21 protein-coding genes and 1 pseudogene are annotated in these 18,790 nt (G+C 69.4%); 9 read left to right on the top strand and 13 right to left on the bottom strand.

The window, feature by feature from the left end:
* Nucleotides 1-32: 32 nt before the first annotated feature.
* Nucleotides 33-656: an LmbU family transcriptional regulator gene (locus DFR72_RS24450; RefSeq protein ID WP_245983447.1), complete on the bottom strand. Its 624-nt coding sequence runs from the start codon at nucleotides 654-656 to the stop codon at nucleotides 33-35.
* Between the two features lie 474 nt (nucleotides 657-1,130).
* Nucleotides 1,131-1,325: a ferredoxin gene (locus DFR72_RS24445; RefSeq protein ID WP_090067077.1), complete on the bottom strand. Its 195-nt coding sequence runs from the start codon at nucleotides 1,323-1,325 to the stop codon at nucleotides 1,131-1,133.
* A 383-nt stretch (nucleotides 1,326-1,708) separates the two neighbouring features.
* Here DFR72_RS24445 and DFR72_RS24440 point away from each other — a divergent pair, with 383 nt between their 5' ends.
* From DFR72_RS24440 to DFR72_RS24430, 3 genes are all read left to right on the top strand, one after another.
* The gene (locus DFR72_RS24440; RefSeq protein ID WP_090067076.1) at nucleotides 1,709-2,950 is read left to right on the top strand and encodes a cation:proton antiporter domain-containing protein; all 1,242 of its coding nucleotides are present in this window, start codon (nucleotides 1,709-1,711) and stop codon (nucleotides 2,948-2,950) included.
* A 376-nt stretch (nucleotides 2,951-3,326) separates the two neighbouring features.
* On the top strand, nucleotides 3,327-3,920 hold the full coding sequence (locus tag DFR72_RS24435; protein WP_143086750.1) for a hypothetical protein: 594 nt from the start codon (nucleotides 3,327-3,329) through the stop codon (nucleotides 3,918-3,920).
* A gap of 541 nt (nucleotides 3,921-4,461) precedes the next feature.
* On the top strand, nucleotides 4,462-4,653 hold the full coding sequence (locus DFR72_RS24430; protein WP_090066813.1) for a hypothetical protein: 192 nt from the start codon (nucleotides 4,462-4,464) through the stop codon (nucleotides 4,651-4,653).
* 238 nt (nucleotides 4,654-4,891) lie between these two features.
* On the opposite strand, the gene DFR72_RS24420 is transcribed toward DFR72_RS24430, so the two are convergent.
* Nucleotides 4,892-6,148 (bottom strand): MFS transporter, encoded by a 1,257-nt coding sequence (locus tag DFR72_RS24420; protein ID WP_170176378.1) that lies wholly within the window; start codon nucleotides 6,146-6,148, stop codon nucleotides 4,892-4,894.
* A complete protein-coding gene (locus DFR72_RS24415; protein WP_245983445.1) occupies nucleotides 6,145-6,615 on the bottom strand; it encodes a MarR family winged helix-turn-helix transcriptional regulator in 471 nt (156 codons plus the stop codon). The genes DFR72_RS24420 and DFR72_RS24415 overlap by 4 nt, the downstream gene beginning before the upstream one ends.
* A 154-nt stretch (nucleotides 6,616-6,769) precedes the next feature.
* Between DFR72_RS24415 and DFR72_RS24410 the strand changes: the two genes are divergently transcribed.
* The 4 genes from DFR72_RS24410 to DFR72_RS24395 all read left to right on the top strand — a co-directional run bounded on the left by DFR72_RS24410 (nucleotide 6,770) and on the right by DFR72_RS24395 (nucleotide 11,772).
* The gene (locus tag DFR72_RS24410; RefSeq protein WP_090066810.1) at nucleotides 6,770-8,122 is read left to right on the top strand and encodes an amidohydrolase family protein; all 1,353 of its coding nucleotides are present in this window, start codon (nucleotides 6,770-6,772) and stop codon (nucleotides 8,120-8,122) included.
* A gap of 50 nt (nucleotides 8,123-8,172) precedes the next feature.
* Nucleotides 8,173-9,408: an amidohydrolase family protein gene (locus DFR72_RS24405; RefSeq protein WP_090066809.1), complete on the top strand. Its 1,236-nt coding sequence runs from the start codon at nucleotides 8,173-8,175 to the stop codon at nucleotides 9,406-9,408.
* Nucleotides 9,409-9,680: 272 nt separating this feature from the next.
* Entirely contained in the window at nucleotides 9,681-11,168 is a 1,488-nt protein-coding gene (locus tag DFR72_RS24400; protein WP_245983443.1) for an MFS transporter, read from the top strand.
* A complete protein-coding gene (locus tag DFR72_RS24395) occupies nucleotides 11,155-11,772 on the top strand; it encodes a class I SAM-dependent methyltransferase (protein ID WP_090066807.1) in 618 nt (205 codons plus the stop codon). The genes DFR72_RS24400 and DFR72_RS24395 overlap by 14 nt, the downstream gene beginning before the upstream one ends.
* A gap of 37 nt (nucleotides 11,773-11,809) precedes the next feature.
* Here DFR72_RS24395 and DFR72_RS24390 read toward each other — a convergent pair whose 3' ends face one another.
* Together DFR72_RS24390 and DFR72_RS24385 are read right to left on the bottom strand one after the other, a co-directional pair.
* Entirely contained in the window at nucleotides 11,810-12,409 is a 600-nt protein-coding gene (locus DFR72_RS24390) for a hypothetical protein (RefSeq protein ID WP_090066806.1), read from the bottom strand.
* 236 nt (nucleotides 12,410-12,645) lie between these two features.
* Nucleotides 12,646-13,014, bottom strand: coding sequence for a VOC family protein (locus DFR72_RS24385; RefSeq protein WP_090066805.1), 369 nt, complete (start codon nucleotides 13,012-13,014; stop codon nucleotides 12,646-12,648).
* Between the two features lie 60 nt (nucleotides 13,015-13,074).
* Between DFR72_RS24385 and DFR72_RS24380 the strand changes: the two genes are divergently transcribed.
* On the top strand, nucleotides 13,075-13,518 hold the full coding sequence (locus DFR72_RS24380; protein ID WP_090066804.1) for a MarR family winged helix-turn-helix transcriptional regulator: 444 nt from the start codon (nucleotides 13,075-13,077) through the stop codon (nucleotides 13,516-13,518).
* Between the two features lie 5 nt (nucleotides 13,519-13,523).
* On the opposite strand, the gene DFR72_RS24375 is transcribed toward DFR72_RS24380, so the two are convergent.
* The 4 genes from DFR72_RS24375 to DFR72_RS24360 are packed head-to-tail and all read right to left on the bottom strand — an operon-like array spanning nucleotide 13,524 to nucleotide 16,992.
* Entirely contained in the window at nucleotides 13,524-14,684 is a 1,161-nt protein-coding gene (locus DFR72_RS24375; protein ID WP_090067075.1) for a glycosyltransferase, read from the bottom strand.
* Nucleotides 14,681-15,574 (bottom strand): DUF3152 domain-containing protein, encoded by an 894-nt coding sequence (locus tag DFR72_RS24370; protein ID WP_245983441.1) that lies wholly within the window; start codon nucleotides 15,572-15,574, stop codon nucleotides 14,681-14,683. Before DFR72_RS24370 ends, DFR72_RS24375 begins: the two co-directional genes overlap by 4 nt.
* A 15-nt stretch (nucleotides 15,575-15,589) precedes the next feature.
* Entirely contained in the window at nucleotides 15,590-16,300 is a 711-nt protein-coding gene (locus DFR72_RS24365) for a hypothetical protein (protein WP_090066803.1), read from the bottom strand.
* Complete coding sequence (locus DFR72_RS24360) at nucleotides 16,297-16,992, bottom strand: F0F1 ATP synthase subunit B family protein (RefSeq protein WP_090066802.1); 696 nt, start codon at nucleotides 16,990-16,992, stop codon at nucleotides 16,297-16,299. The genes DFR72_RS24365 and DFR72_RS24360 overlap by 4 nt, the downstream gene beginning before the upstream one ends.
* A 166-nt stretch (nucleotides 16,993-17,158) precedes the next feature.
* Between DFR72_RS24360 and DFR72_RS24355 the strand changes: the two genes are divergently transcribed.
* Nucleotides 17,159-17,524 carry a hypothetical protein gene (locus DFR72_RS24355; RefSeq protein WP_090066801.1) on the top strand — a complete coding sequence of 122 codons (366 nt, stop codon included), beginning with the start codon at nucleotides 17,159-17,161 and terminating at the stop codon, nucleotides 17,522-17,524.
* A 40-nt stretch (nucleotides 17,525-17,564) separates the two neighbouring features.
* On the opposite strand, the gene DFR72_RS24350 is transcribed toward DFR72_RS24355, so the two are convergent.
* From DFR72_RS24350 to DFR72_RS47070, 3 genes and pseudogenes are all read right to left on the bottom strand, one after another.
* Nucleotides 17,565-18,095 (bottom strand): hypothetical protein, encoded by a 531-nt coding sequence (locus DFR72_RS24350; protein ID WP_090066800.1) that lies wholly within the window; start codon nucleotides 18,093-18,095, stop codon nucleotides 17,565-17,567.
* Nucleotides 18,096-18,218: 123 nt separating this feature from the next.
* Nucleotides 18,219-18,617: a hypothetical protein gene (locus tag DFR72_RS24345; RefSeq protein WP_090066799.1), complete on the bottom strand. Its 399-nt coding sequence runs from the start codon at nucleotides 18,615-18,617 to the stop codon at nucleotides 18,219-18,221.
* 3 nt (nucleotides 18,618-18,620) lie between these two features.
* Nucleotides 18,621-18,790: pseudogene (locus DFR72_RS47070) on the bottom strand (lysozyme); the annotation flags it as partial.

Here is an 18,790-nt window from a genome sequence, read left to right as displayed (position 1 = left end):
CACCCGCCGCTGGCCGGAGTGACGTCGGGATGTCACTGGGAGCTGGGCGGCGTCTCGTCGCCGAGCACCTCGGCCGCCGCCCAGTCGAGCATCGTCATGACCCACTTCTCGAAGTCCACCCTGGCCTCGTCGGCAGCCCGGCGCCACACGCCGACCCGGTTGTTCGGCAGCTCGATGCGAGCGCTGGGAACGGTGGGGATCACGACGGGCTCGACGGCGCCTCTGGTCGCCTCGCGCAGCTGCTTGGTGGTCCAGTTCTCCTGCTCGGCCTGGTCGAGCAACTGGTCCTGCTCGTGCGGCGGGCGGGAGGCAACCTCAGCGTGGTGCTGGAAGGTGAGCGCGGCGCGACGTCTGCTCAGGTCGAAGCGCCGGGCGACCCAGGCGTAGTTGCGCAGTGTCTGGTAGCGCAGACCGGCGCTGCGGATCGCGATGCGGTAGCGGTCGGCGTAGTGCTTCTTGCCGTACACCAGCCAGTCCCCGAGCCACCACGACGAGGAGTCCACGATGCCCGCCAACTGGCGGCCCGCGCGTTCCCACTCGTCGAACCCCAGCTCCTTCGGGATCCACAGTCCGGTGCCGGTCATCAGCACCCGGTCCGACGCGGCCGGCAGGCCGTTCGCCGGATAGTCGCTCACCAGGACGTGTTCGTCGATCAATGTGCCGTCGTCAACCACACCAGCCCCCGAGAAAAGATCGCAGGGCCGGGGACGAAGGCCGTCGCGTCGCCCGTGGGTGGCGTGGGCAACACCGCTCGCGCGACCAGGTCCTTGGTCGCCCAAGCCCTGCACCAGTGAGTGCGAAACAAATGTCCGGCAAATATGCGGAGGTGTCCGTTATCAGTACAGAGTCGAAGCCCTGCAGACCGCGTGACCGTCACTCCACAATCAGGACTGAGCAACAGGCGCTATCACATCAGGGACCCCCCAATCCCACGACAGGAAATCACACGGCGACATGTCGCCCGCAGCATCAGATATGTCGCAGGCAGACAAATGCAAACCCCATCTGCGAGCGACTGTACACGCAACGCTCCCACCCGGCTACCGTCCGCTTTGGACCCGTTCGTTCGATTCCCGGTCTCCCGCAGCAGGGATCGGGGCACTGCGGCGGCGCGGATCGCCATGCGCGGTCTACTCCTCGATCCTGATCGCGAGCGCCGGACACGCGGCTGCGGCGGCACGCACGCCCTCGGCGGCGCTCTCCGGCGGAGCCGGATCCCTCAAGATCACCACGCCGTCGTAATCACGCTGGTCGAAGACGTCGACAGCGGCCAGCACGCACTGGCCGGACGAAAGACAGAGCTTCTGATCCACGCCGACCTTCATCACCACCCCCACCGCGTTTTCTACCCAAATCATTGGACAAGCGGTCAGAACTTTCAAGCAACCGGCGCGTCCCGTCAACAGGACGCGACAACGGCCGGAGTAATCACGGTACGACGAACGGCCCACGTGCGACACGAACGCAGAACACAAAAGGCGACCGCACCAGGATGAATTCAAACCGGGCCGGGACGCCGCCGCCGCCGACCCCGGTCGCGACACGAACGGTCGTTCTTGACGGCCGCGGAACGCGTTCGGCCATACTGCGGAAGCAGATCCACCGCCGGTCTTTGCCGACGAATACGACGCGATCTCGGCGATATGCGGAACGTCGGCGAGCGGAAAATCCCGGTGCCGGCCCGCAGAATTGAGTGGAGGGCGTGCGGATGTCGCACATCGTGATCCTGCTCGTCGACCTGGCGCTGATCATCGCGCTGGCGCGGATCCTCGGAGCGGCCGCGCGGCGGCTCGGACAGCCTCCGGTGATCGGCGAGGTGCTCGCGGGCGTGCTGGTGCTCCCCCTGATCGTCACGACCGCACCCGGCGCCGCCCTGTTCCCCTCCGCCATCCGGGCCGACCTGTCCGTGCTGGCCAACATCGGCGTGGCGCTGTTCATGTTCGTCGTCGGCATGGAGCTCGACCTCGGCGCCGTGCGCCGCGGCGGCCGGATGGCGATATCAGTAGCGGTGACGTCGGTCGCGCTGCCCTTCGGCTTCGGCCTGCTGGTCGCCCTCGTCTACGCGGATCAGCACGCACCAGCCGGCGCGCGCACCGGTTTCCTGATGTTCTTCGCGGTGGCCATGGCGGTCACGGCGTTCCCGGTGCTCGCCCGCATCCTCACCGACAGGGGCATGCACCACACGACGACCGGGTCGCTGGCGCTCGTGTCGGCGGCGATCAACGACGTGCTCGCCTGGGTCCTGCTGGCCGTGGCCGTGGCGCTGAGCGGGCAGGGCGGCAACCCCCCGTGGCTTCTCGCGCTGTCGGTGCCCTACCTGGCGGTGATGCTGGGAGTGGTGCGGCCGCTGCTGACCAGGATCATGCCGGCGGATCGCGCGCTGAGCCCCGGCAGTCTGGCCGTCGTCGTGGGCGGTCTGCTGCTGTCGGCGGCGGTGACCGAGTGGATCGGCCTGCACCTGATCTTCGGCGCGTTCCTCTTCGGCACGGTGATGCCGCGCAACGGCGTCCGCCAGCTCGTGCACGACCGCGTCGCCGAGCTGAACTCGGTGCTGTTGCTGCCCATCTTCTTCATCGCCGCAGGCCTCGCGATCGACTTCTCCGCACTGGGCGCCGGCGGGCTGGGTGCCCTCGCGCTCATCCTCGCGGCCGCCATCAGCGGCAAGTTCCTCGGCGCCTTCGCCGCCGCCCGCCTGTGCGGCGCCCCTGTGCGCCAAGCGGCCGTGCTCGGCACGCTGATGAACACGAGGGGGCTGACCGAGCTGGTGGTACTGAGCATCGGTGTCCAGCTGGGCCTGCTGAACCAGCAGCTGTACACCCTGATGGTGATCATGGCCCTGGTGACGACGGCCATGGCCGCACCGCTGTTGTCCGTCCTGCAGCCACAACGGACCATCGATGAGGACCTGCGGGCCACGGCGGCGACTCCCGTACCTGGCCGCCTCGGATGACGTGACTGATCGTGCGGCTCGAACTCGTGGGCGCGGTCGACGTTCCCACCGGACCGCTCGCCCGTGACCGCGGTGACGCAGCTGCGTCTGGCGCCAACACACGCGCTCGGTGTTGCCGCACACCCTCGCCACCGTCGTCCGTGCCTCACCGGGACATCCGATCACCGGCGCATTCGCTCGAGGTTCGGCGCGGACGTTCACCGGCACTCTGGTGACGTCTGCCTGGCCGATCGAACAGTTGCGAGCAGGGCCGGCGTTTGAGCGCCGCATCGTTCGGATCCTTCCACCCTGCTCTCAGCGACGCCTACGGGCACAGCACCCTGAGCGGCGTCGTTCCTGCGCGGGGAAACGGGGCGAGATCAGGCTTGGAACGCCGATGAGCAGCTTCGGCAGTTGTTCGAGCATGGACACGCGGTTCGGCGGCAGCGACGACCGTTCACCACACGGCCCCGTCCGGGAACCATTCCATGATCGAGTTCACCCTGATGGACGGCGCGGTACGTACGTTCAGGCTATCAGTCCGATGATCGGCTTCGTCGAATACGTAGTTGTCCAGCCAAACGGAGTCCAGTCAGGAGTGATGATCTTGCGTCTGTCACAGAAGTTCGGGGTGACCGCTGTCGTGGCGGTGGCGCTTGCCGCCGTCATGGCCACGCCCGCGACGGCTGACTCCAGCAGCAACGTCTACGGAACCTGGCCGAACCGGCTCGCGCACGCGACATTCACAAGCCATGGCGACTCGTTCACAGTCTGGGACGACGAAGCCGATGGCCGGGCTGCCGTCGTGTTCTGGCAGGCCGGGGCGGTCACCGGCGAATGCGTGAACAGCAAGGGCGACAACACCTCCAAGACCTGCAACTACGACTTCACAGAAGGCGTGCGGGTCAAGTGGAACCTCGTGGCGCAGGGGTGGGCGAACCCCGGGTGCTGCACCGCGGTCGTGGGGCCCACGCAGTACGACACAGCCTGACGCACTTCCGCGCCACCAGTTGTGGATGATCTTTGCAGCCGATGGGCACGATCACCGCAGGCCTGTGACCGTCCACAGCCTCAGCTGTGGGCGGTCAGGGCTCGCACGCGTTGGTGACGAACACCGCGGTGGGCTCGTGGCCGGCCATCAGCAGGAGCATCGCCATGGCGATGATTTCCCGGAGTGGACAGGCGTTCGCCGTTCTCCGAGGCCGGAGAGCAGGGCATCGTCCGGGTCGGCGCGGCGCGACGAGGCATGGCGGATGCCCGACAAGGGCGACGTCTTCGAAGACGTACGTCCAGTTCGTGTACCGGACGCTCCTGGGCGCTCAGGGCAAGAACATTTCGGTGTCACGACTGTTCCACTGCAAGCCACTGGTGACGTTGTTCATGCAACTGACCTCCCAGACGAACGTGACCGGCAGCGGGCTCACGGCTGACAACGGTCGACGTCGCAAAGGATCGAGGTGCAGCCTGCTCTACCTGGTACCTGGGAGCCTGCGGTATCGGCGACGCTGGCGAACACGACTAATTTCTTCGTCATGAACTTCTCTCCCGCTCGCAGCCAAGCCCTGCTCGCGACGATCCTGGTGGTGAGCGTCGCGGCCAACGTCGCCACTCAAGCCTTCGGTCTGAGCCTCTACATCAGCGCCGCTTTCGGACTGATCGCCGTCGCCAGCGGCATCACGCTGTTCTCCAACCACCGCAAGAACCATCAGGATTCGCGGAACTGAAGCGGCCGACGACCTCTGTCAGTGACGGCTCACTGGAAGAACCGGAGGCAACTCGATGGCCCGCCGAACGGCCTCGGCGCCGTTCTCGGCCTCGCCGACGATCTCGGTGTCGGGGGTGCTCTCCAGCAGCATGCGCGAACAGCGCTCAGGCTCGCGCGATCCAGGCTTGGTACACCTGGACGCGAACACGCGTGCCGTCAACTGACCCACGAGCCGGACGGACCGCGGCGGGTGCGATTCAGAGGTTCCGGTACGGCCTGCTGAAGAAACCGACCGAGAAGGCCGCGGACACGCCCAGTCCGGCGACGACGATCACGACCTCCGGGGCGCCCTTGGCCAGTGCGGTCCCCGCGAGCAACGCGGAGGCCGGGTAGGCGAGACCGGCGCAGGTGGCCAGCAGGCTCATGACCCTGCCCAGCGCTCGGGCGGGCACTGTCCGCTGGAGCATCGTCATGTAGAAGACGTTCACCGTGGCTTGCAGGGACGCGGCGGTGAACATCGCCGCGGTTGCCATCACCAGCGAGGAACCCACTGGGACACCTGCCAGTGCGAGTCCCTCTGCGATGCCGAGGCAGAGCGCTACGAGCCCTCGGCGGCGCAGGCGAAGGAGTGCCGGGCCCAGCAGTGCTCCCACGACCGAGCCGGCGCCGAGGCCGGCCATCATGACGCCGAACCCGAAGGCTCCCCGGCCCAGCGAGTCCTGGGCGAAGACCGGCAGTGCGATCTCGATCAGGCCTACAGCGGCGAGGTTGAACACGAGCGTGGTCAGCAGGGTCATCCTCACCAGGGGCGCGGCGGCGGCGTAGCGCAGCACCGATCGCCAAGTTCGCAACCGGTCGGTGTCGTCGGCGTCCTGGACAACCGTGTCGTCGGCTGCTCCGGCTGCGGGTTCGGGTGGTCGGATCGCCATCAGGGTCAGGCTGGACACCAGGAAGGTGATCGCGTCGATCAGCAGGCCCACGCCGCTCTTGAGTGACGCGACGAGCATTCCGCCCAGCGCCGGCCCGGCGATCCTCGACGTGCTCTGCATGATCTGGATCAGGGAGTTGCCCGCGGCGAGCGACTCGGGGCGCACGATGTGCGGTAGCACGGCGAACGAGGCCGGCATGAAGATTCCGCCCAGGGCGCCGAACGGAACCGCGACCGTGATCATGGCCCACAGGGGGATGTGCTCGTTGGCGGTGAGCACTGCGAAACCGAGCACTGCGAGGCCGCGGAGCGCGTCCGCGGCCAGCATCACCGGGCGGGCGCCCAGGCGGTCGGCGAGCGCTCCGCCCACCGGGAGGAAGGCCAGTCTGGCCGTTCCGTAGCAGGCCAGCACCACGCCGAGGTTCGTCGGGCCGCCGCCCTGGTCGAGCACGATGAACGGCAGTGTGACGAGGTATATGCCGTCGCCGATCTGGGACAGCAGCTGGCCGGCGAGGTACAGCGCGAAGCGTCGTTCCCGCAGCGGAGCGGCGAGCTGAAGGCCGGGAACTCGGGCGAACAGCGTCAATGGCTGGTTGCCTCGGCCGCTGCGTCGGCGTATTTGATGATCAAGCGTGCGAGTTCGCGGCGTTCGGTGTCGGGCCAGTCGCGGGTGATGTACTCGAAGGCTTGGCGTTGTTGTGACCGGAAGCGGTCGCGCAGTGCGATTCCGGCCTCGGTGAGCTGCAGCACCGCCCGGCGGCCGTCGGCCTGCGACGGGACGCGCAGCAGATAGCCGTGCGCGATGCAGTCGCCGGCCATCCTGCTGGCCACCGACGGGTCGATCCCGAGCGCGTCGGCCACGCCGCCGACGCTGATCTCACCCTGCGCCTCGTCGACGACGTTGAGCACCAGGTTGCGGTTCATGTCCTTGCGCTCGACCGGCGGATCCACGGGCACCTGCGTCGTGCGCCTGCGCAACCGGGCGAACGCCGGACCCACCGCGTCCAGCAGATCCGCCTCGCGACCAGCGCCGGACTCGTCCCTCTTCACCACAGGCCGAAGTCTAGAGCCAGCCGCGCGGCGGCAACCGTGCTGCCAGCTGAGGGAACTCTCAGCTCCGGCGCGGCGCCCTTCAAAAAGCATGTAGTTTGCATACATAGACGGTATGCATATGCATGCCAATAGTCAAAGAAGGGGGTCGTTCCCGATGTGTGCAATCAACCGTCGCGGGCTGCTGAGGACAGCAGGGCTGACGGCAGCCGCCGTGGGCTCGTCAACGCTGCTGGGGGCCTGCGCCGGTGACACGCCGCAGCGGTCGCCGGGCCTGACGGCCATCACGAACGCGCGGATCTTCGACGGTGAACGGGTGCTCGACCAGCGCACCGTTCTGATCGAGGGCGGCTCGATCGTCGCCGTCACCGGCACTCCCCCGTCGCACGCCCAGATCGTCGACGCCGCGGGTGCCACGCTCCTGCCGGGACTGATCGACTCCCACGTGCACACCTCGGAGGAAGGTCTGCGCGACGCCTTGCTGTTCGGTGTCACCACGGAACTGGAGATGCAGGGCGGGTTCGACGCGGCCGGCCGCAGGTCGATCGCGGACCGGGACGACCTGGCCGACGTCCGTTCAGCCGGGTTCGGCCTGACCGCACCGGGTGGACACCCCAGCGAACTGGTCCCCGACGACGCTGGGCCGGACACGGGCGACGGGCAGGGGCCTCCGGAGGGTGAGTCCTCGGCGAACCCGGCGGCGTCGGAGGTCACCACACCGGAAGAGGCCATCGCCGCGGTGCGCACGCGAGCGGAGGGAGGCTCCGACTTCATCAAGATCATGATCGAGGACGGGCACGTCCTCGGCGCGCCCGGCCTGCCGATGATGAGCGAGGCCACGGTCAGGGCAGCGGTGCTGGAGGCACGACGACTGGGCAAGCTCACCGTCGCGCACACGCTGACCGCGGCGGCGACCGAGCAGGCCGTCGCCGCCGGTATGGACGGCCTGGCGCACCTGTTCGTCGACCGGCCGCACACACCGCAGATCATCGAGAACGTGGTGCGGTCCGGTGCGTTCGTGACTCCGTGCCTGTGCCTCAACGCCTCCATCATGGGCCGGACCGGCGCCGGACTCGCGGCCGACCCGCGCGTGGGCCCGAAGCTGAGCCCCGAGTGGCTCGCGACGCTCAACGGCAGCCTCGACAAGTACCCGCAGGGTGACTTCGACGCGGTCCTCGCGACCGTCGCGGCACTGCACACGGCCGGGGTGGACATCCTCGTCGGCACCGACGTGTCCGTCGCGTGGCCCGAACTCGGTGGCATGGCCCACGGCGCCAGCGTCCACCACGAGATGCAACTGCTCGTCCAGGCCGGCCTCACCCCCATCGCGGCGTTGACAGCGGCGACGTCCACGCCCGCGCGGCGGTTCGGACTGCTCGACCGCGGCCGCATCGCCGCGGGAGCACGCGCGGACCTGCTGCTGGTCGCGGGCGATCCGACGACGAAGATCAGTGACTCGCTGTCGATCAAGGAGGTCTGGCGCCGAGGCGTTCGCCAGGCGAGGAAGTAGTCCTGCCGCCGACCCGTCCACACCCCACTTCCCCGAAAAGGTGCACCACCATGACCATCGCCATCACCAACGCACGGATCTTCGACGGCCGTGAACTCCTCGACGCACGAACGGTTCTCGTCGAGGACGGACTGATCACCGCTGTCGGCGGCGAGGCCCCCGCCGATGCCGAGATCGTCGACGCACGCGGCGGCACCCTGCTGCCAGGCCTGATCGACGCACACGTCCACACCAGCGAGGAGTCCCTCGCTCTCGCCCTGCGTTTCGGGGTGACGACGGAGCTGGAGATGCAGGGCAGCCACACGCGTGGCAACCGCGGTCACATCACGGACAACGACTCGGTCGCCGACGTGCGCTCGGCGGGCTTCGCCATCACCCCGCCGGGAGGACATCCCAGTGAACTGTTCCCGGAAGGCTTCGAACCGGTCGGCGACCGCACGATCCAGTACCCCAACGGTGACTTCGGCCCGCCTGTCATGCCGTTCTCCACCACTCCGGAGCAGGCGGTCGCCTTCATCCCCCGGCTCGTCGAGACCGGCTCGGACTACATCAAGTTCATGGTCGACGACGGCAGCGTCGAAGGACATCCGGGAATCCCCGCGCTCGACCAGGCGACGCTGGACGCGGGAGTCGCGGAAGCCAAGCGCCACGGCATGCTCACGATCGCGCACGCCCTGACCGTCGACGCCACCTGGATGTCCCTCGAAGCCGGTGTCGACGGCTTCGCCCACCTGTTCCTCGACCGGCCCCACGACGACCAGATCATCGGCTTGATCGCCCGCTCCGGCGCCTTCGTCGTCCCGTGCGTGGTGCTGAACGCCTCACTGATGGGCATCACCGGTGCCGAACTCGCGGCGGACCCCCGAGTGAGCTCGCGGCTGGACGACGCGTGGATGAAGACGTTGCGCTCCAGCTTCGACCTCTACCACCAGGGCGCTCTCAGCGATGTCATGGCATCGGTCGCGGCACTGCACCAGGCCGGAGTCGACCTGATCGTGGGCACCGACGCGTCGGTACCGGTGCCGTTCCTCGGCGGTCTCGCCCACGGCGCGAGCGTCCACCACGAACTCCAGTACCTCGTCCAGGCAGGCCTCACGCCCGTCGAGGCACTGCGCGCGGCGACCAGCACCCCGGCACGTCGCTTCGGCCTCACCGACCGCGGGCGCATCGCCGAAGGCCTGCGCGCGGACCTGCTCCTGGTCGAGGGAGACCCGACGTCGACCATCTCCGACACGCTCGGCATCCAGGGGGTCTGGCGGCGCGGTGTGAGGCTCGAGTCCGACTGATCGGGCCGGAGCCGGCGCCGGGCAAGTCGTCGCACGCCGGCCGGAGTCCTCATCGGACTCGTCGAAACGGTGCACGGTCTCCGTTCACCCAAGGCCGTCCCGGTCGAGTGACCCGCGTCTCAGGGCGGGTAGGACCTGCGCTTCTAATACCACGGAATGATTCACGAGCACCGGAAGTATGAGGTGTCACCGAGCGAAATCGGCCAGACTGGACCCGTGCACCGTCATCAGCGCAAGGCGACCTGGTTGTGACCGTTCCTCCCAGGGTGCTGGTGAGCAGGCGCTGGCTCGTGCTGGCGATCTTGTGCGCCAGTCTGCTGCTGGTGTCGGTGGACGCCACGGTGCTGCACATGGCTTTGCCCGCGCTGGCGGAGGACCTGCGGCCCACCGCCACCAGCCAGTTGTGGATCATCGCGGTCTACTCGCTGGTCGCGGCGCCCCTGCTGCTCGCCTTCGGCACGTTGGGCGATCGGTACGGGCGGCGCCGGATCCTGGTGCTCGGCTACGTCGTGTTCGGGCTGGCCTCACTCGCCTGCGCGTGGGCGCCCAACGTCGCGGTGCTGATCGGCGCACGGGCCGCGCTCGGCGTCGGCGGCGCGATGATCATGCCGGCCACGCTGTCGCTGTTGCGCCAGGCTTTCCCGGACCGTGCCGAACGTCAGACCGCCATCGGCATCTGGAGCGGGGTGGCCGGTTCGGGGGCGGTGCTCGGGCCGCTGCTCGGCGGCTTCCTGGTGGAGACGTTCTCCTGGCACGCCGCGTTCCTGATCAACGTGCCGGTGATGGTCGTGGCGATTCCGCTGACCTACTGGCTGATCCCGGAGTCCGCGGACCCGCCGGACGGGCCGTGGGACGCGCTCAGCGCGGTGCTGGCCGGGCTGGGCGTCATCGGGGTCGCCTTCGCGATCAAGCAGACCCCGCACGGCGGGACGATGTACGTGCTCGGCCCGGTCGCCGGGTTGCTCGGGTTCCTGTTGCTCGTGGCGTTCGTCCGGCGGCAACGAAAGCTGCCTGTTCCGCTGCTCGACGTGACGCTGTTCCGCGACCGCGCGTTCAGCGTCGCGGTCGGCAGCGTCCTGCTGGTCATGACCTCGCTGGTCGGCCTGGGCCTGCTGCTGGCCCAGTACCTCCAGCTCGTGCTCGCGCTGCAACCCGTGCCCGCCGCGTTCCGGCTGATGTTCGTCATGGGCTCGGCGGTCATCGGCAGCATCGTCGCCGGTCCGTTGTTGCAGCGGTTCGGGAACCGCCGGATGACGGTCGCCGGGTTCGCGGTCAGCGCGGTGGCCCTGGCCGCCGCCGCCGCGGGTCTGACGGTGACCGAGAACCTGTGGCTGCTCGGGCCGGTGCTGGCGGCGACCGGGTTCGGTGTCTCGATCTCGCTCACCGCAGCCTCCGACGCCCTGCTCGCCGCCGCACCGGCCGAGCAGGCGGGCGCGGCGGCCGCCGTGGAGGAGACCGCCTACGAGCTCGGCGCCGGGCTCGGCGTCACGGTTCTGGGCAGCGTCGCCACCCTGATCTACTCAGTCAGTCTTCCCGGCGCGGCGGCACAGGCCCGCGACGGCCTCACCGAGGCGACAGCCGCTGCCGCCGGGCTGCCGCCCGAAGCGGGCTCCCATCTGCTCGAGCTGGCCCGCGCCGCGTTCGTGACCGGCCTGAGGGCCGCGATGGTGGTCGGCGTCGTCCTGTTCGTCCTCGCCACGATCGCCGCGGCACGTGCCCTGCCCAAGACGAAGGAACCACACAACGATGACCGAGCTTGACCTCAAGACCAGCACGACACATCCGGCCCAGCCGGGTGTCAGGGGCGGCTGGCGCACACCCGACCGCCTGTACCGGCTGATCAGCAGCCCCGTCCTGCGGATGATCCTCGGCTGGGACCTGCCCCGCCACGACCTGCGCGTGATCGACCGGCGCCCCGGCACGGTCTGCCTGGAGGTCGGCAGCGGAGGCGGCTTCTACACCACGGCACTCAAAACCCACCTGGGCAACGAGAACACCCTGATCGCCCTCGACCCGGCACCGTCGGCCATGCGATCACTGCGGCACCGGCTGGACGGCGTGCCGGGCGCGCGAGTGTCCTTTGTGGCCGGTGACGGCTGCAAGCTCCCGTTGGCCGACGACCAGGCCGACACCCTGTTCTACGGCTACAGCCTCGAGGAGATGCCCGACCCGCTGGCGGCCATTCGCGAGGCGCACCGGGTACTTCGGCCGGGCGGTGAACTCGTCCTGTTCCTCTGGCGGCCCGTGTTCACGCGGCGTCGCCGCCGCCCTGTCGTCGCACTGCTGGACGAGCTCTTCGAACGCCGTCGCGGCTCGGCCGGCCCGCAGAACATCCGGCTGGTCTACCGGAAGCCCGCTGAGTGACAGGGTTCGGGACCCTCGGGCGGTTCGTCACGGAGCATCACACGGGCTCAACGCCGAGCTCATCTCTCGCGGCGTCCACGAACTCCTCGCGTGCCTCGACGTACTGCGACTCTTCGACGTGCCCAGCGGCTCGTGCGGACCTTCGCAGGCCCTCAGCGGCTGCCCGGACGGCAGGGGCCGACAGCAGATGGATCTCGCCCACGACGTCGGCCAGTTCGACGGCGAGACGACGTGCCTGGTCCGCTTGTTCGTCGGCCTCCGTCCGGTAGTTCTTGGCGGCTTGGACGAGTGACTCCGACTGATCACCGACCTTGTCCAAGGTCCGCATCGTGCGGTTGTGGTACTGGCGCGCTCCGCGTTCCTTCTCCTGGGCGATGACGACTTCGTCGGCCAGGCGGAGTGCTCGGCCGTAGGTGCTGCGTTTCTGATCGGCGAACCTGTGGTGGTTCTCGGTTCGTGTCGCCTCTTCACGCGCCTGTTGCGCTTCGGCTGTCTGACGCTCGAACAGCGCCAGCGAGTACTCGAACGCCCGGCGAGTCGCGATCACCTGAGCCGCGATCGCCCCGGCGATCCCGAGCAACGCGACGAGAAGCGCGAAGACTCCGGAAACCACTGTCGCTGTCAGCGGATCGCCCATGCCTCAAGCCCCTCCCGCGAAACGCGATCTTCAGGATCGCGGCAACCCTAGCGAAGAGGACGCGATGTCCCCGGTCGCTGCGCCCAGCCCGGTCGACCAGGACCGGCGGAGACGCCGTCTCCCGGCTTCGGGACAAGGTGGTCAACTACGGCGTGGACGAGCTCACGCCCGGTGGTCTGCTGCGTGCCCATTACCCGCGTGAGGACGGCAGCGGCACCTCCGCGTCAGTGGGCCTGTCAGGCGCGGTCGTGGAGGGTGACGTGGTAGCCGTCGGGGTCGACGAAGGTGAAGGTGCGGCCGAAAGGGCCGTCGATCGGCGCCGAGACGATGGTGTGGCCGTCGGCGGCGAGGGTGTCGTGGATGGACTGGACTTCCGTGGCGTGCAGCCAGATCGCGGCGCCGATGCCGGGCTGGGCGACCGAGTCGAGGTCCGTGCCGGGAATGACGTCGCGGAGTGCGAACGCGATCGGCTTCGTCTCGAAGACGACGGCGTGCGGGGGTCCGGCCGGTGAGCGGACGAGGCCCAGGTACCGCTCGTAGAACGCCTGGGAGACGGTGAGGTCGCGTGCTTGCAGCGAGATGAAGTCGGGGCCGGTGGCGGGCATGACGCTCCTTCGGTTCGTGTCAGTATTCTGACACGGGTCAACCTATGTCAGAATGCTGACATGAGTCAAGACGGTGTCGACCTGGAGACGTCGCTGGGCTACCTGCTGAAGGAGGCGTCGAGCGTGCTTCGCGCCGCCATGGAGGAGGTGCTGCGGCCGCTCGGGATGAGCGTGACGCACTACTCCTGCCTCGAGTTGCTGGCTCAACGGCCCGGCTTGTCGAACTCCGAGCTCGCGCGCGGCGCGTTCGTGACGCGGCAGTCGATGAACGTGCTGCTCCAGGCCCTGGAACGGGACGGCTACGTGAGCAGGCCCGCCGAGGCGCCCGTCGGGAAGGTCCTCCCCACCCGGTTGACGCCTCGCGGGCGGCGCAGTCTCGAGAAGGCGACCGCGGCGGTCCGGTCCGTCGAGGTCAGAATGCTGGCCGGCCTGAGCGAGACCGAGCAGGCGGCCGCGTTCCGGGTGCTGCGGAGCATGGTCCACTCCCTGCGCGACGGCGCCTGACGGCGTCACCGCAGCGCCGGGGTCGCCTCCGCCCCGGCCGGAGCACCCACGCGCTGGTAGGCGCGGCCCACTTCGAGCGCGATGCGTTGCCAGTCGTAGCGGACGCGCGCGCGGTCCTCCGCGGCGCAGCTCATCTCCTGGCGCTGGACCTCGTTGGACAGCAGTGATCGCAGTGCCCGCGCCAGCGCGCGGGGTTCCCGAGGCGGAACGTGCACGCCGGTCACGCCGTGCACAACGGTTTCGGTCAGGCCGCCCACCGCCGACGCCACCACCGGAACACCGCACGCCATCGCCTCGATCGGCACGATCCCGAACGGTTCGTGCCACTGCGGGCACGCCACGACGTCCGCGGAACGCAGGAGAGCGGGTACGTCCGCGTGCGGCACACGTCCGAGGAAGGTGACCCGGTGCGCCACACCGCGCCGGCCCGCCAGCTCCCGCAGCCGCACCAGGTTCGCGTCCGGCGTGGAGCCGCTCGGGCCACCGGCGACCACGAGCTCGGCCCAGTTCACCGTGGTGAGGGCGTTGATCAGGTCGTCGACCCCGTCGTGCGGCGCGAGACCCCCGACCGTGAGGATGCGCGGCATCCCGTTGCGCGGTGCGCTGGGGCCGTTCGGCGTGAACGCTCGCAGGTCCACGCCCCAGGGAGCGGTCGAGATCTTCGACCGGCGCACCCCCAGCCTGGCGAGCTCGTTCGCCTCGTGGCCCGACGTGGCGATCACGCACGCCGCCTCGCGGCCGACCAGCCGCTCGTACGTGGTGGAGTCGCCTCCCTCGAGTGCGTGGTAGCTCTGCACGACAGGGATTCCACTGTGGCGTGCGCCGAGCACCGCCGCGAAGCCGGAGGTCCAGTGGTGGGCGTGGACCAGGTCCGGGGCGTCGCCGGTCCAGATCTTCTGCAGCGACAGCGCGAACTCGCCGACGTACGGGGTGTCGTCGAGCTGCCGGACGGGTCCGGCGGGCACGTGCACCACCTCGAACCCGCTCGCGATCCGCACCCGTTCCGGCAGGCGTGCGTCGGTACGGCGGGTGTAGACCGTCAGGTCGTGCCCGTGCAGGTGCAGTGCTTCGGAGAGCTTGGCGACGTGCAGGCGCGGCCCGGTCACGTCCTGGTCGCGCAGGGCGGTCAGCGGGTTGTCCCGCATCGAGACCATCGCGATCTTCACCTGGTCACCCCCGGGTTGGGCCACGGGTTCGCCACGCAGGTCTTCCCGTCCCGGGCCACCGCCAGCCCCTGGGGCGCGGCGGCGGTGATCTCGGCGAGCTTGTCGTTCGACACCGAGAACGTCTGCTGCATCATCACGGGCGCGGGGGCGCCGTCGGCGGGGCAGGACTCGTGCCCGTGGCCGAGGAAGTGCCCGATCTCGTGGTTGACGAGGTACCTCCGGTACCCCTCCAGGTCGCCCGCGAACGACTGGGCTCCGCGGAACCAGCGCGGCGCACTCACGTACACCACACCGCTGACGTAGCAGGAGGTGTCGTAGGGGAGGTCGAACCCGCAGATGGCTCGGGCGGTTTCCGTTGCGGTGAGCCGGATTCGCACGTCCGGCTCGGCGACGTCGACGCGGCGGAAGGCGACGTCGCCCGACGCGGTCCACCCCCGCGGGTCGGCGAGGGCCTCGTCGACGGCCGCGGCGAACGGCAGTTGGGCCTGCGGCACCACGGCACCCTGTTCGACCTCGACGGAGTAGGTGCGCACCTTGCCGGTGCCGACCTGCGCGGTCGTGCCTGGGACGGTGCGCCACCACCCCTCGCCCTGCGCGCGCACCGGGACTCCCGGCGGGAGTTCCGGTCCTGGACGGAACACGCCCTGGCCGGCCAGGGCGAGCGGCGCCGTCGGCGCGGCGGACGAGGGCGGCTCAGACGGTGGCGGCGATGACGGGGACGCGGACGACGAAGGTGCCGGCCTCACCGAGATGGTCGTGCCCACGACCGGGATCTGCGGCTGCGCCACGTGCTGAGCGGGCGTGTCCTGCGGCAGGCTCTTGAACAGGCCGATGGTCACTCCGGCGAGCATCGCGGCGAAGACGTACATGACGATTCTTCCGACGGTCACGACTTCACTCCCCCATCACGAGCAGCTGAACAGCACTGGGCACGGCGCGTGGTGCAACGCCGCCCTCGCGGCGGGCTGGAGGCCTTCCGCGGGACCACGTTCCCGGCCGGACACCACGAGCAGGTCGCTCGGGAACAGCCGCGTCTCCTCCTGGACCGACCTGATCTCGCGCACCAACTCGACGATGACGTCGGGACAGGCGGCGTGGACGAGGTCCGCGGCGGCGTCGAGCGAGTCGGCGGCGTCGAGGTACGGACGCGTCAGCACGCGCAGGCGGGTGGCTCCTCGCGCACGGCAGAAAGCCGTCGCCCGCTGCAGAACACCTTCGCGCCCCACCGCGTCGAGGACGGCGGTGACCACCCCGAAGCGGCAGGCGACCGCGGCGGCGGAACCGCCCACGACCACGACGTCACGGAGGTCGAGGCCCGCGAGAGGTGGCGCGGCGAAGGCACGAGCGCGGGAGATGACCACCAGGGCGCCTTCCCAGCGGCCGGGAGTGCACTCGGAGTGTTCGATGTGGACGGTGAGTTCGGGGTGCTCGGCGAGCAGTGCCGCGACGGTGGCGTGAGCGGGGTCGTTCTTCGGGCCCGCGTGCACGACCAGGCCGACACCGAGCGCCTCGGCACACGCGGCAGCCCATCGAACGCCCTTGGCACCCGAGTCGCGGACGTCCACCAGCACGCAGGTCGCCGTGATCCGCACCGACTCGTGCGCGAGCGCGGTCATCGCGTCACGCTCGGTGTGTCGGCGGTGGTGAGCGCCGCCTCGGAGGCGGCGAGCGTCTTCTCGGGGGCGGAGAACATCGTGTCGGCGGTGAGCGCCGTCTCGGGGCCGGAGAGGGTCGTCTCGGCCGTTGCCGGCTCAGGACTCCTCGGCACCGGCATGTTCGGCGCGGTGGTGACCTCGGCGTACCACTGGTCCAGCAGCCGCTGCCGCTCGGACAGCTCGGCGAGCATGACCCGGGACCGCTCCAGCGCCTCACCGACGATCTCCTGGGCGCGCCGGTTCGCCTCGGCCAGCCTGCGCTGGCTCTCCTGCTCGGCCTCGTCCAGCAGGACGGCCTGACGTCCGGCGGCTTCCTCCGCGCGCTGCACGGCGTCCTCGGCGCGGGCGCGGGCCTCGGCCTCGATCTCGTCCGCCTTGCGCCTGGCCACGTGCAGCAGGTAGCGGATGCACCCGGAGACGGCGTTGTCCTTGCTGTGCCCGGCGTGGAGCGTGTGGTACTCGGCGAGCTCCGAACGCGCTTCCTCCAGGTGACGGGCGAGGTCGTCGGCCGTCTCGAGGGCGGCGTCGCGGTCGGTGCAGGCCAGCTCCAGCTGCGCCTCCAGCCGGGCGTACTCCTCGTCGACCTGGGCCCGGTCGTAACCGAGCCACCGGGTGCGGAAGTGCCGGGAACCCTCGTTCAGGAGATCGTCCATAGCCATGCTCATGTCCCTTTCCTGAACGTGGGTGGTTCATGTGGTAGGTGGCTACCCGCCGTCCCCTCCCCCAGACATGTCCGACCTGGAAGCACCCTGTCTAGTGAATTCCTCACGGACCGTCATCGACGCGGGTACCCGGTGAGGACCTGACCGGAGGTGTCCCGTGAACGAGCACGAATCCGCTACCGAGACGGACGCGGCCTGGCAACCGTTCGTCGACGCGCTGTGTGTGGCAGCCTCCACCTGGGACGCCGGCCTCGGCCGATCTCCTGGCGGCGAGCACGCACCGATCAGTTCCAGTCAGGCCGAGAACGTCATGCTCGCGATCGCCGCTCTCGCACAGCGGATGGCCACGGCGACGGCGTCGATCGTGCGTGCGATCGCGGACACGAGGCTGGCACCAGTGACAGGTGCGGACGATCTGTCGGTAGAGGTGGAGTCGTTGGGGCACATGGCGTTGTGCGCCGAAGCCATGCAACACGCGGCCGAGCTCGCGCGGGCGGTCGCCGGTCAGCACAACGACGTGTAGGCGCGCCGGATGCCTTCGGCGCGCCTACACGTCGTTCGGGTCAGCTCTGCCGGCTCCGCAGGAAGGCGATGTAGGACTCGGCTGCGGCGCGGGCCCGGTCCCGTAACGCCTGCGGGTCGGTCGCCGCCGCGGCCTTCAGCCCCTCACAGCTGGAGGCCAGTGATTCGGGGCCGAGCGCGTTCATGGCGGCGCCCGGCAGCTCGTCCTTCATGCACCGGGTGGCGCGCCCGACGGCGTCGGGGCTGCAGTAGTCCTCCGGCGAGTAGCACTTCTCGACGACGTCGTCGATCGCGGGCTTGCCGTGGCGGTAGATCATCTCCGTGCTGCCCAGTCCGGAGACCGCTTTCGGCAGCACGACGTCCTTGAGCTCCTGCACGTCCCGGCGGTCTGTCCCAGGTTGGAGCTGTGCCTGGCAGACCCGTGACATGAACTCCTCGCGCGTGATCTCCGCCAGCGTGCCGACTGTGTCGCTGAAATCGCCGTAGCACGCGATCGCGTTCGCGGCCGTGGGCGCGAGCACCAGCGGGATCGCGGCGAACAGTGCGGCCAGTGCGGTCGTCCTGGTCTTCATGTCGTCCTCCTGGACATCGGCCGATCGGTCAGCCGACAGGTACCCGCGCGGTCGCGTGACTCGTCGTGCCGCGCAGGATTCGACCGCATCGAGTGACACGTCAGAGGTCCACATCGGACCGTCTCACGGGGACGGCGCGGTGTTGTCGACGGTGAACTCGTGGTCCACGACGACATCCATGATCAACGGCATGGTGCTGCGGACACGGGCCATCAGCGCATGGTCCCCCTCGGTCGGCGTGAAGCTCTCCAGGGTCAGCCGGTCCCCGTCACGGCGCGTCGCGATCACGGCGTCGTCCACGAGGACCTCCACCCGTTCCAGGGTGTCCGGATCACCCGCGCTGATGTGGACGTCGCGGAAGGCCGCCGCCCTCAGCACCGCGCCGTCCTCGAGACCGACGACGGTCAGGCCGATCTTCTCGATGTGCGTCACGGAGGCCACGACGACGGTGGACGACACCGCGAACACCATGCCGAGGAAGACGAGCAGGAGGAGCTCAGACCTGCGGACCGGGGCGCGCACGGCTCATCCCGACGCCAGGGCGGCGAGCCGGTCGGCGCCCCCGTTGAAGACGTTCTGGTCGATCGGCGACGAGGTGTACTGCCAGATCGTGTGGAACGGCCACTTGAACGGCATCGGGCCCACCGTGGCCGCGTACCTGGCGAGCCACAACGGGTTGGTGGAGCTGAAGTCGC

The sequence above is a fragment of the Lentzea flaviverrucosa genome, from assembly GCF_003350445.1.
In the GTDB taxonomy this organism is placed as follows: domain Bacteria; phylum Actinomycetota; class Actinomycetes; order Mycobacteriales; family Pseudonocardiaceae; genus Lentzea; species Lentzea californiensis.
The sequence above is the reverse complement of the archived record's forward strand: the minus strand, read 5'-3'. Positions and strand labels throughout refer to the sequence as shown.

Excerpts from the sequence above, each read along its gene's own strand:
- DFR72_RS24385 (WP_090066805.1), bottom strand. The coding sequence starts at position 13,014 with ATGCCCGCCACCGGCCCCGACTTCATCTCGCTGCAAGCACGCGACCTC.
- DFR72_RS24395 (WP_090066807.1), top strand. The coding sequence starts at position 11,155 with ATGACCGAGCTTGACCTCAAGACCAGCACGACACATCCGGCCCAGCCG.
- DFR72_RS24440 (WP_090067076.1), top strand. The coding sequence starts at position 1,709 with ATGTCGCACATCGTGATCCTGCTCGTCGACCTGGCGCTGATCATCGCG.
- DFR72_RS24360 (WP_090066802.1), bottom strand. The coding sequence starts at position 16,992 with ATGGACGATCTCCTGAACGAGGGTTCCCGGCACTTCCGCACCCGGTGG.
- DFR72_RS24410 (WP_090066810.1), top strand. The coding sequence starts at position 6,770 with ATGTGTGCAATCAACCGTCGCGGGCTGCTGAGGACAGCAGGGCTGACG.
- DFR72_RS24405 (WP_090066809.1), top strand. The coding sequence starts at position 8,173 with ATGACCATCGCCATCACCAACGCACGGATCTTCGACGGCCGTGAACTC.
- DFR72_RS24350 (WP_090066800.1), bottom strand. The coding sequence starts at position 18,095 with ATGAAGACCAGGACGACCGCACTGGCCGCACTGTTCGCCGCGATCCCG.
- DFR72_RS24430 (WP_090066813.1), top strand. The coding sequence starts at position 4,462 with ATGAACTTCTCTCCCGCTCGCAGCCAAGCCCTGCTCGCGACGATCCTG.
- DFR72_RS24365 (WP_090066803.1), bottom strand. The coding sequence starts at position 16,300 with ATGACCGCGCTCGCGCACGAGTCGGTGCGGATCACGGCGACCTGCGTG.
- DFR72_RS24380 (WP_090066804.1), top strand. The coding sequence starts at position 13,075 with ATGAGTCAAGACGGTGTCGACCTGGAGACGTCGCTGGGCTACCTGCTG.
- DFR72_RS24445 (WP_090067077.1), bottom strand. The coding sequence starts at position 1,325 with ATGAAGGTCGGCGTGGATCAGAAGCTCTGTCTTTCGTCCGGCCAGTGC.
- DFR72_RS24435 (WP_143086750.1), top strand. The coding sequence starts at position 3,327 with ATGAGCAGCTTCGGCAGTTGTTCGAGCATGGACACGCGGTTCGGCGGC.
- DFR72_RS24390 (WP_090066806.1), bottom strand. The coding sequence starts at position 12,409 with ATGGGCGATCCGCTGACAGCGACAGTGGTTTCCGGAGTCTTCGCGCTT.